This window comes from Novosphingobium sp. (assembly GCF_020852455.1).
Classification (GTDB): Bacteria; Pseudomonadota; Alphaproteobacteria; order Sphingomonadales; family Sphingomonadaceae; genus Novosphingobium.
In genome coordinates, this window is record NZ_JADZAT010000032.1 from 321,654 (window position 1) to 331,539 (window position 9,886).

General features: G+C 61.8%; 8 protein-coding genes and 1 pseudogene. 4 read left to right on the top strand and 5 right to left on the bottom strand.

The window, feature by feature from the left end; all coding sequences use genetic code 11:
• Positions 1-53 precede the first annotated feature (53 nt).
• Both rplL and rplJ read right to left on the bottom strand, forming a co-directional pair.
• Positions 54-431 carry a 50S ribosomal protein L7/L12 gene (gene rplL, locus IT549_RS16070; RefSeq protein WP_292974646.1) on the bottom strand — a complete coding sequence of 126 codons (378 nt, stop codon included), beginning with the start codon at positions 429-431 and terminating at the stop codon, positions 54-56.
• Between the two features lie 63 nt (positions 432-494).
• A complete protein-coding gene (gene rplJ / locus IT549_RS16075; RefSeq protein ID WP_292974647.1) occupies positions 495-1,004 on the bottom strand; it encodes a 50S ribosomal protein L10 in 510 nt (169 codons plus the stop codon).
• Positions 1,005-1,606: 602 nt separating this feature from the next.
• On the opposite strand from rplJ, the gene IT549_RS16080 reads away from it, so the two are divergent.
• The gene (locus IT549_RS16080) at positions 1,607-2,260 is read left to right on the top strand and encodes a hypothetical protein (RefSeq protein WP_292974648.1); all 654 of its coding nucleotides are present in this window, start codon (positions 1,607-1,609) and stop codon (positions 2,258-2,260) included.
• 24 nt (positions 2,261-2,284) lie between these two features.
• A complete protein-coding gene (locus tag IT549_RS16085; protein ID WP_292974649.1) occupies positions 2,285-2,926 on the top strand; it encodes a methyltransferase in 642 nt (213 codons plus the stop codon).
• A 246-nt stretch (positions 2,927-3,172) separates the two neighbouring features.
• Here the strand turns inward: IT549_RS16085 and IT549_RS16090 are convergent, their stop codons facing one another.
• From IT549_RS16090 to IT549_RS16100, 3 genes are read right to left on the bottom strand one after another with little or no spacing between them, the layout of a single operon-like run.
• Positions 3,173-3,379, bottom strand: a complete 207-nt coding sequence (locus tag IT549_RS16090) for a helix-turn-helix transcriptional regulator (RefSeq protein ID WP_292974650.1) — start codon at positions 3,377-3,379, stop codon at positions 3,173-3,175.
• Entirely contained in the window at positions 3,379-3,915 is a 537-nt protein-coding gene (locus IT549_RS16095; protein WP_292974651.1) for a DUF2975 domain-containing protein, read from the bottom strand. The genes IT549_RS16090 and IT549_RS16095 overlap by 1 nt, the downstream gene beginning before the upstream one ends.
• A gap of 26 nt (positions 3,916-3,941) precedes the next feature.
• Positions 3,942-4,067 carry a hypothetical protein gene (locus IT549_RS16100; protein WP_292974652.1) on the bottom strand — a complete coding sequence of 42 codons (126 nt, stop codon included), beginning with the start codon at positions 4,065-4,067 and terminating at the stop codon, positions 3,942-3,944.
• Positions 4,068-4,504: 437 nt separating this feature from the next.
• Between IT549_RS16100 and rpoB the strand changes: the two genes are divergently transcribed.
• The gene (gene rpoB / locus IT549_RS16105) at positions 4,505-8,674 is read left to right on the top strand and encodes a DNA-directed RNA polymerase subunit beta (RefSeq protein ID WP_292974653.1); all 4,170 of its coding nucleotides are present in this window, start codon (positions 4,505-4,507) and stop codon (positions 8,672-8,674) included.
• A gap of 73 nt (positions 8,675-8,747) precedes the next feature.
• Positions 8,748-9,886: pseudogene (locus tag IT549_RS16110) on the top strand (DNA-directed RNA polymerase subunit beta'); the annotation flags it as partial.

Here is a 9,886-nt window from a genome sequence, read left to right on the forward strand (position 1 = left end):
CGAAAAGGGCGACCCCGCGGGGCCGCCCTTTCCTGAATGCAAGAAAGCGAAGCTTACTTGACTTCGACGGTGCCGCCAGCAGCGGTGATCTTGGCAGCGATCTCGTCGGCTTCAGCCTTCGAAACGCCTTCCTTGACGGCCTTGGGAGCCGCTTCGACCAGCGCCTTGGCTTCGGTCAGGCCGAGCGAGGTGATCGCGCGGACTTCCTTGATGACGGCGATCTTGTTGCCGCCGTCGCCGGTCAGGATGACGTCGAATTCGGTCTTTTCTTCAACCGCTTCGGCAGCAGCGCCGCCGCCAGCAGGGGCAGCAACGGCAACAGCGGCAGCAGCAGAGACGCCCCAGGCTTCTTCAAGGGCCTTGGCGAGGTCAGCAGCTTCCAGAACGGTCAGCTTCGAAAGTTCTTCAACAAGCTTGGCGATATCGGCCATGATGTTTCACTCCTAATTGATGGACCCGGAGAACGTCTCCGGAATAATCGTCTAACCCTGTGGTCAGGCTGCCTTGGCGTAGGCGCCGAAAACGCGCGCCAGCTTGGCCGCCGGAGCGGTGCTGAGCTGCGCGATCTTGGTCGCCGGAGCCTGGACCAGACCGATGAGTGTGCCGCGCAGTTCGTCGAGCGAGGGCATCGAGGCGAGCGCCTTGATACCTTCCGCGTTCAGAACCTGCGAACCCATCGAACCGCCGACGATTTCGATCTTGTCGTTCGTCTTGGCGAATTCCACGACTGCCTTGGCGGCAGCCACCGGATCGACCGAAGAGGCGATCGCGGTCGGGCCGGTGAGCATGTCACCGATCCCGGCATAGTCCGTGTCCTTGATGGCGAGCTTGGCCAGACGGTTCTTCGCAACCTTGTACGATGCGCCCGCGTCACGGATCTTCCCGCGCAGCGCAGTGGACTGCGCAACGGTGAGGCCGAGATTGCGGGTGACAACCACCACGCCAACCTCGTTGAAGACCGCGTTCAGCGATGCGACCGATTCGGCTTTCTGCGAACGATCCATGCCTAACTCCTTCTCTTGTGGCCGCATGGACAAGCCATGCGGTGGCACAAATGACCGGGCGGAAGACCCGCACGGCCGGCTACGTTTGTCCGCGGTGCAGCTGCACCACGGGCGAGTCCGTGCGATGGGGAAGGAGGGCGCGGGAAACGCCAGGCCGGACCAGCGCGGTGCACTGGCCAGGAATTTGCTCTGTCCCCGTCTAGGCTGCGGATTAAGAGGGGAGCCCTCAGCAGCTGTCTCGGACGGATGACACGGGCACAAAGGCCCGGTCGGGGCGCGCAACTAGCAGGAACGGGGGAAGAGTCAAGGCCGCACCCGCCGGTTGCAAATTGCGCAAGTTGATAAAACACATCCTGAACGCCCTTGTTGAAATGCCATAAGGGGGTGCCCGAAACGCACAAAGGCCGCGCACGGGGCGCGGCCTTTGCCGGGTCTGGGACCGGCGCGGATCGTGGCAGATTGCGGGGGTGTAGGAAAATGTGAAGTATTCCGCTGAATCGAAGGTGAGCAAAAGTCCTTCAAAATCCGGCCGGATGGCTCACAATCTAATATTGTTCCCTGATTTTGAAGTGACTTCGCAATGACTAATTAGAGGGTGTAGTATGAATCCATATGAAATACAGACTGCGGAAGGACGATTAAAGTTATGCAAACGAGCATTTGATGCACTTTTAAGTAGCTACGAAAATTTGCAGTCTGATATCGGCGAAGCTGCGGATTTTGAAACTCATTGGCTTGATTTTCTGGTGCAATGGAAAGGTGTTTATTCAAAGATCCAGCAGGCCGCAAAGGATTCTCCGGCGGAAATCCAGTGGTTCGGTGCCGTGAATCAGGAGCGAAGAAGAGACCCTTTGCTTCGATGGTTATTCGAAGCGCGCAACGATGCGGAGCACGGACTTGGCCGGACTACCTCAAGGATCGGCCACAACATTTATTTGGGTCCAGCCTCAGGCGAGTCGGGTGTATTTGACGTAAGATTTGGGGATGGAGGAATTGAGGTTGTTAGATCAGATGGAAGTGTTGTTGAAAATGCATACACAGTAGAGGCCATGCCTGTGCATCTTGTGGCGGTTAGCGAGCGAGACGGAATTAGAAAGGTCGAACCGCCTACAGAACATTTTGGAAAATCTATCGATCGCTCTCCTATTGTCGCTGCGGAGTTAGGGTTCAATTGGCTTGCATCGCTCGTCAAGACTGCGGAGGCGATGATGATGCTTCAGGCTGACGAGCTCTCAACCCCCGCAACCAATCGTTAACCATATCCTGCCATCCATCCCCGCATGACCGGGACAACCACCGCTGCAACCGCGCCCCGCTGGCTTACGCCGGCGCGGCTTGATCGGGCCGAACAGGTCGCGATCGTGTTCCTCTGGGCCCTGCTGGCGCACCGGGTTTACGGGGCGACCAATCCGTTCGCGCCGCTGGTGATGGTGGCCGAAACCTCGGTTGTCATATTCGTGCTGCTGCGGCGTTCGACCCAGGCGATCTCGATGCGGCTGGGGGACTGGCTGCTGGCGATCACCGCCACCTATGCCCCGCTGTTCATCCAGCCCGCCGATACGCCCGATGCGCTGCGCGGCCTGATCCCGCTGGCCTTGCTGCTGGTCGGCTTTGGCAACGTGGTGCAGATCGCGGCCAAGCTGTTCCTGCGCCGCTCGTTCGGGATCGCGCCGGCCAACCGCGGGATCAAGACCGACGGGATGTACCGCTTTGTCCGCCATCCGATGTATGCCGGCTATCTGTTCGTCCACATTGGCATCCTGCTGCTGATGCCCAGCACGCTCAACCTGCTGATCTATGGCATCGGCTGGTGCGCCCAGATCCTGCGGCTGCTGGCCGAAGAACGCCTGCTGAGCCAGGATCCGGCCTATCGTGCTTTCATGGAAAAGACCCGCTGGCGGCTGGTGCCCGGGCTGTTCTGAACTTTCGTTCCCCGGCTGCAACCTACGGGGGCACAAGAAAGGGCGGCGCTTCGGGGGGAGTGCCGCCCTTTCGATTTTGTCCGGCTGATGCCGGTGCGTAAAAGCCATCCGGCTTTTCCTGAACTGGCCAGCCCGCTCACCCTCCCGGCCACCCACGAAAGTACCCTAAATGGGCGGCTGGGAGGGGGAGCGGGCCGGCCAGGCCAAGCCAATCGCGGAGGCGATTGGCCCAACCCACAACTCCTCCTACTGCGCTTCAAACCCCAGCAGGTCACCCGGCTGGCAATCCAGTTCGCGGCAGATCGCCTCGAGCGTCGAAAAGCGTACCGCCTTGGCCTTGCCGGTCTTGAGGATCGAGAGGTTGGCGAGGGTGATATCGACCCGCTCGGCCAGCTCGGTCAGCGTCATGCGCCGGGCGTGGAGCAGATCGTCCAGTTTGACTGAAATCGGCATCACACGGTTCCTTCCAGCTCTTCGCGCATCTGGGCACCGTGCTTGAACACGCGGGCCAGGATGAACAGGACCAGGGTGAGGAGAATGCCCGTGGGCTCAACCTCAAAGCCGTAATCGGAATGGCGCCAGGCCTTTTCCAGATAGGGCGCGAACCAGCTGGAAATCCCGACAAGCGCCAGGGCCAGGACATGCCCCCAGATCGAGAGCCAGCCCATCTTGGTCAACCGGTTGGCATTTTCGATCTCGAACGGATTGCCTGCGCTCACCGATTTGACGATGCCGGTCAGCTCATCAAAGAAGCGGTATGCCAGGGCCAGCAATGTGATGATCAGCAGCATCGAGCCGATAATCAGCCACAAGGCATAGGCAGGAGCGCCGGCCTGGGCAATCTTGGTGGCAACCTGGGTCTGTTCAATGCTGAGCAGCGCGCCGATCCCGATGCCCAGCATCACGATCGCAAAAATGGCAACAATCTGCATCAGCACAATCAGGACGCGGGCTGCTGACAGCAACGGGTCTGAACGTGACATGGTCATCGCGGGTCTCCTGAATTTGGGGGCGGTCAGGCGAGCTGGGCGGTCTGGACCGGCGCTGCCTGGGCCGGCAGGGCCAGCGTCGGTACCCACAGCAGGGTAAACATCACAGCAGCAAGCAACGCAGCAGCGAGCGGGCGGTTGGTTTGGGTCATTTCTCGAACTCCGATATGGTCAATATCGATATTCAATATGGCGAGTCGTGCATATTGTCAATCAATAATATCGAAAAACAATATGCGATTTATTGTTCGTCGAAATGCACGGGGGAGCAGGCCAGTGTTGCAAGGGCAGGTGGATGCCTCTCCGCAGCTGACAAGACTCTCTTTGACACCCCGCAAATCCGCGCCTATAGGCCCGCTTCGCTCTTCGTTTCGAGCAAGCGCGGCCCATGCGTGGGGGCCAAGCACGGAAGGAAACGCAAGGGTTTACCATCTGACGCAACAGGCTGCGGGCCGCTTTTCCGAATCGGAAGGCGTTTGCCATGCGGCCTTTTTGCCGTCCGGTGGCGCCATTATCGCGCGTGGCACCATTCCCGCCGGTGAGTCGGTTTGTTCCGGCCCGGCATTGAAGAAAGAGGCACGTTACCTCCATGGCCAAGAAGGCTTCCACTCCGGCAACCGCCCAGCGCACCAGCGCCAAGCGGCGCATCCGCAAGATCTTCGGCGACATCCACGAAGTGGTGAAGATGCCGAACCTGATCGAGGTTCAGCGCGAAAGCTATGAGCAGTTCCTGCGCTCGAACCCGGCGACGGGCTATGTCTCGGGCCTGGAAAAGACGCTGCGTTCGGTCTTCCCGATCCGCGACTTTGCCGGCACCAGCGAGCTGGACTTCGTTCATTACGAACTGGAAGACCCCAAGTACGACGTGACCGAATGCCGCCAGCGCGGCATCACCTATGCCGCGCCGATGAAGGTCACGCTGCGCCTGATCGTGTTCGAGGTCGATGCCGAAACCGAAACCCGCTCGGTTCTCGATATCAAGGAGCAGGACGTCTACATGGGCGACATGCCGCTCATGACCGAGAACGGCACCTTCTTCATCAACGGCACCGAACGCGTGATCGTTTCGCAGATGCACCGTTCGCCGGGCGTGCTGTTCGACCATGACCGCGGCAAGACCCACTCTTCGGGCAAGTACCTGTTCGCCGCGCGCGTGATTCCTTATCGCGGGTCGTGGCTGGATTTCGAATTCGACGCCAAGGACATCGTCAACGTCCGGATCGACCGCAAGCGCAAGCTGCCGGTCACCGCGCTGCTCCATGCGCTGGGGCTCGATGACGAAAGCATCCTCAACTACTTCTACCAGACCGTCACCTGGAAGCGCGGCGAAGGCGGCTGGCGCCTGCCCTATGCCGCCGAAGCCTGGCGCGGTGCCAAGCCGGCCTTCGACATCGTCGATGCCAAGAGCGGCGAAGTGATCTTCCCCGCCGGGCAGAAGATCAGCCCGCGCGCGGCCAACAAGGCTGAAAAGGACGGCCTGGCCGAACTGCTGATCCCGACCGAGGAAGTGTTCGGGCGCTATTCGGCGCGCGACCTGATCGACGAATCGACCGGCCGGATCTGGATCGAGGCCGGCGACGAAGTCAGCCCCGACAACCTCGATGCGCTCGACAAGGCCGGGATCGACCAGATCGAACTGCTCGACATCGATCACATCAATACGGGGCCGTGGATCCGCAACACGCTCAAGGCCGACAAGGCCCCCGACCGCGATCACGCGCTGGCCGATATCTACCGGGTGATGCGCCCGGGCGAACCGCCGACCCGCGAAACCGCCGAAGCGCTGTTCGAAGGCCTGTTCTTCGATGGCGACCGCTATGACTTGTCGGCCGTGGGCCGCGTCAAGCTCAACATGCGCCTGGGCCTCGATGCCGAGGACACCATCACCACGCTGCGCACCGAGGATATCCTCGCCGTGGTCAAGGAACTGGTGAACCTCAAGGACGGCAAGGGCGAAGTCGATGACATCGACAACCTTGGCAACCGCCGCGTGCGGTCGGTCGGCGAACTGCTGGAAAACCAGTACCGCGTCGGCCTGCTGCGGATGGAGCGTGCGGTCAAGGAGCGGATGAGCTCGGTCGATGTCTCGACCGTGATGCCCAACGACCTGATCAACGCCAAGCCCGCCGTGGCCGCCGTGCGCGAGTTCTTTGGTTCGTCGCAGCTCTCGCAGTTCATGGACCAGACCAACCCGCTGTCGGAAGTCACCCACAAGCGCCGCGTTTCGGCACTTGGGCCGGGCGGCCTGACCCGCGAGCGCGCCGGGTTCGAAGTGCGCGACGTGCACCCGACCCACTATGGCCGGATCTGCCCGATCGAAACGCCGGAAGGCCCGAACATCGGTCTGATCAACTCGCTGTCGACCTTCGCCCGCGTCAACAAGTACGGGTTCATCGAAACCCCGTACCGCAAGGTCGTGGACGGCAAGGTCACCGGCGACGTGGTCTATCTCTCCGCCATGGAAGAGAGCAAGCACACCGTGGCCCAGGCCTCGGCCGAGCTGAACCAGGACGGCACTTTCGTCGAGGAACTGATCTCGGCGCGTGAAGCCGGCGAATTCGTGATGGCCCCGCGCGATCACGTGACGCTGATGGACGTCAGCCCCAAGCAGCTGGTTTCGGTCGCTGCCTCGCTGATCCCGTTCCTTGAAAACGACGACGCCAACCGCGCGCTGATGGGCTCGAACATGCAGCGCCAGGCGGTGCCGCTGGTTCGCGCCGAAGCGCCGTTTGTCGGCACCGGGATGGAAGAAACCGTCGCGCGCGATTCGGGCGCGGCGATCGGCGCGCTGCGCGGCGGGATCGTCGATCAGGTCGACGCCACCCGGATCGTGATCCGCGCCTCGGGCGATATCGAAGCCGGCCAGTCGGGCGTCGATATCTACCGCCTGCAGAAGTTCGAACGCTCGAACCAGTCGACCTGCATCAACCAGCGTCCGCTGGTGAAGGTGGGCGATGTGGTGGCCGCCGGTCAGATCATCGCCGACGGTCCCTCGACCGAGCTGGGCGAACTGGCGCTGGGCCGCAACGTGCTGGTCGCGTTCATGCCGTGGAACGGGTACAACTATGAAGACTCGATCCTGATCAGCGAACGCATCGTCAAGGAAGACGTCTTCACCTCGATCCACATCGAGGAATTCGAAGTCATGGCCCGCGATACCAAGCTTGGGCCCGAAGACATCACCCGCGACATTCCCAACGTCGGCGAGGAAGCGCTGCGCAACCTCGACGAAGCCGGGATCGTCTACATCGGCGCCGAAGTGCACCCGGGTGACATCCTGGTCGGCAAGATCACGCCCAAGGGCGAAAGCCCGATGACGCCGGAAGAAAAGCTGCTGCGCGCGATCTTCGGCGAAAAGGCTTCGGACGTTCGCGACACCTCGCTGCGGCTGCCGCCGGGCGTGGCCGGGACGATCGTCGATGTCCGCGTGTTCAACCGCCACGGGATCGAGATCGACGACCGTGCCCGCCAGATCCAGAACGAGGAAATCGAACGCCTCGCCAAGGACCGCGAGGACGAACGCTCGATCCTCAACCGCGCCACCTACAACCGCCTGAAGGACATGCTGCTGGGCCAGGTGGCCGCTGCCGCACCCAAGGGCTTCAAGAAGGGCGACACCATCACCGAGGACAACCTGGGTGAAGTGGAACGTCACGAATGGTGGAAGTTCGCGGTGGCCGACGACAAGGTCCAGGGTCAGCTTGAAGCGGTCAAGGCGCAGTACGACGCCACCGTCAAGGCGATCCAGGAGAAGTTCGAGGACCGCAAGGAAAAGCTCGAACGCGGTGACGAACTGGCGCCGGGCGTGCTCAAGATGGTCAAGGTCTTCGTGGCGGTGAAGCGCAAGCTGCAGCCGGGCGACAAGATGGCCGGCCGTCACGGCAACAAGGGCATCATCAGCCGGATCCTGCCGCAGGAAGACATGCCCTTCCTCGAAGACGGGACCCCGGTCGATTTCGTGCTCAACCCGCTGGGCGTGCCCAGCCGCATGAACGTGGGCCAGATCTTCGAAACGCACCTTGGCTGGGCCGCGCGCGGCCTGGGCCAGAAGATCGGCGCAGCGCTGGATGCCTGGCGCGAAGCCAATCCCGAACCCGCCGCCGGGCAGCCGCCCGAAGCGGTGCGCGAACTGCTGCTCGACATCTATGGCGATAACTACGCCGAAGATATCGCCAGCCGCAGCGGTGAGGAACTGGTCGAACTGGCCGAAAGCGTCCGCGCCGGCGTGCCGATGGGCTCGCCCGTGTTCGACGGTGCGGTCGAAGCCGACGTCACCGCGATGCTGGAAAAGGCCGGGCTCGATACTTCGGGCCAGGTCACGCTCTTTGACGGGCGCACCGGCGACGCGTTCGACCGCAAGGTCACCGTGGGCTGCAAGTACATCCTCAAGCTCCACCACCTGGTCGACGACAAGATCCACGCGCGTTCGATCGGGCCCTACTCGCTCGTCACCCAGCAGCCGCTGGGCGGCAAGGCGCAGTTCGGTGGCCAGCGCTTCGGGGAAATGGAGGTCTGGGCACTCCAGGCCTATGGCGCCGCCTACACGCTGCAGGAAATGCTGACGGTGAAATCGGACGACGTGGTCGGCCGCACCAAGGTCTATGAAGCGATCGTCAAGGGTGACGATACTTTCGAAGCCGGCATTCCCGAAAGCTTCAACGTGCTCGTCAAGGAAATGCGCAGCCTCGGCCTCAATGTCGAGCTGTCCAGCCTGACCGACGAGGATGATGACGGCGATTTCGCGGAGGCCGCGGAGTAACGGATCGGGGCGGCCCGCAGTGGCTGCCCCTTCCTGCCCCGCCCAAGAGATTCACCCCCAGAGGGATTGAAACATGAACGACCTGACCAAGTTCACCAACCAGATGGCGAAGCCCGAAACCTTCGACCAGATCCAGATCGGCATCGCCAGCCCGGAACGCATCCGCAGCTGGTCCTTCGGCGAAATCAAGAAGCCGGAAACGATCAACTACCGCACCTTCAAGCCGGAACGCGACGGCCTGTTCTGCGCGCGCATCTTCGGTCCGGTGAAGGACTACGAATGCCTGTGCGGCAAGTACAAGCGCATGAAGTACAAGGGCGTGGTCTGCGAAAAGTGCGGTGTTGAAGTCACCGTCACCAAGGTTCGCCGCGAACGCATGGGCCACATCGAACTGGCCGCGCCGGTTGCGCACATCTGGTTCCTGAAGAGCCTGCCCTCGCGCATCGGCCTGCTGCTCGACATGCAGCTCAAGCAGCTTGAGCGCGTGCTCTACTTCGAAAGCTACATCGTCACCGAACCCGGGCTGACCCCGCTTGAGAAGTACCAGCTGCTGACCGAGGACGAGCTCTACGAATACCAGGACGAGTACGGCGAAGACGCCTTCTCGGCCGGGATCGGCGCCGAAGCGGTCAAGCACATGCTGATGAGCCTCGACCTCGAGCAGGAAAAGGAAGACCTGCTCAAGGAGCTTTCCGAAACCAAGAGCGAACTGAAGCCCAAGAAGATCATCAAGCGGCTCAAGGTCGTCGAATCGTTCATCGAATCGGGCAACCGCCCCGAATGGATGATCCTTGATGTCGTGCCGGTCATTCCGCCCGAACTGCGCCCGCTGGTGCCGCTCGACGGGGGCCGCTTCGCGACTTCGGATCTCAACGATCTCTATCGCCGCGTCATCAACCGCAACAACCGCCTCAAGCGCCTGATCGAACTGCGCGCGCCCGACATCATCGTGCGCAACGAAAAGCGCATGCTGCAGGAAGCGGTCGATGCGCTGTTCGACAACGGCCGCCGTGGCCGCGTGATCACCGGCGCCAACAAGCGTCCGCTGAAGTCGCTCAGCGACATGCTCAAGGGCAAGCAGGGCCGCTTCCGCCAGAACCTGCTCGGCAAGCGCGTTGACTATTCGGGCCGTTCGGTGATCGTGACCGGTCCCGAACTCAAGCTGCACCAGTGCGGCCTGCCCAAGAAGATGGCGCTCGAACTGTTCAAGCC

What these genes read in the sequence shown, in the direction of transcription:
- rplL (WP_292974646.1), bottom strand. Translation starts at nt 431, where the DNA reads ATGGCCGATATCGCCAAGCTTGTTGAAGAACTTTCGAAGCTGACCGTT.
- rplJ (WP_292974647.1), bottom strand. Translation starts at nt 1,004, where the DNA reads ATGGATCGTTCGCAGAAAGCCGAATCGGTCGCATCGCTGAACGCGGTC.
- IT549_RS16080 (WP_292974648.1), top strand. Translation starts at nt 1,607, where the DNA reads ATGAATCCATATGAAATACAGACTGCGGAAGGACGATTAAAGTTATGC.
- IT549_RS16085 (WP_292974649.1), top strand. Translation starts at nt 2,285, where the DNA reads ATGACCGGGACAACCACCGCTGCAACCGCGCCCCGCTGGCTTACGCCG.
- IT549_RS16090 (WP_292974650.1), bottom strand. Translation starts at nt 3,379, where the DNA reads ATGCCGATTTCAGTCAAACTGGACGATCTGCTCCACGCCCGGCGCATG.
- IT549_RS16095 (WP_292974651.1), bottom strand. Translation starts at nt 3,915, where the DNA reads ATGACCATGTCACGTTCAGACCCGTTGCTGTCAGCAGCCCGCGTCCTG.
- IT549_RS16100 (WP_292974652.1), bottom strand. Translation starts at nt 4,067, where the DNA reads ATGACCCAAACCAACCGCCCGCTCGCTGCTGCGTTGCTTGCTGCTGTG.
- rpoB (WP_292974653.1), top strand. Translation starts at nt 4,505, where the DNA reads ATGGCCAAGAAGGCTTCCACTCCGGCAACCGCCCAGCGCACCAGCGCC.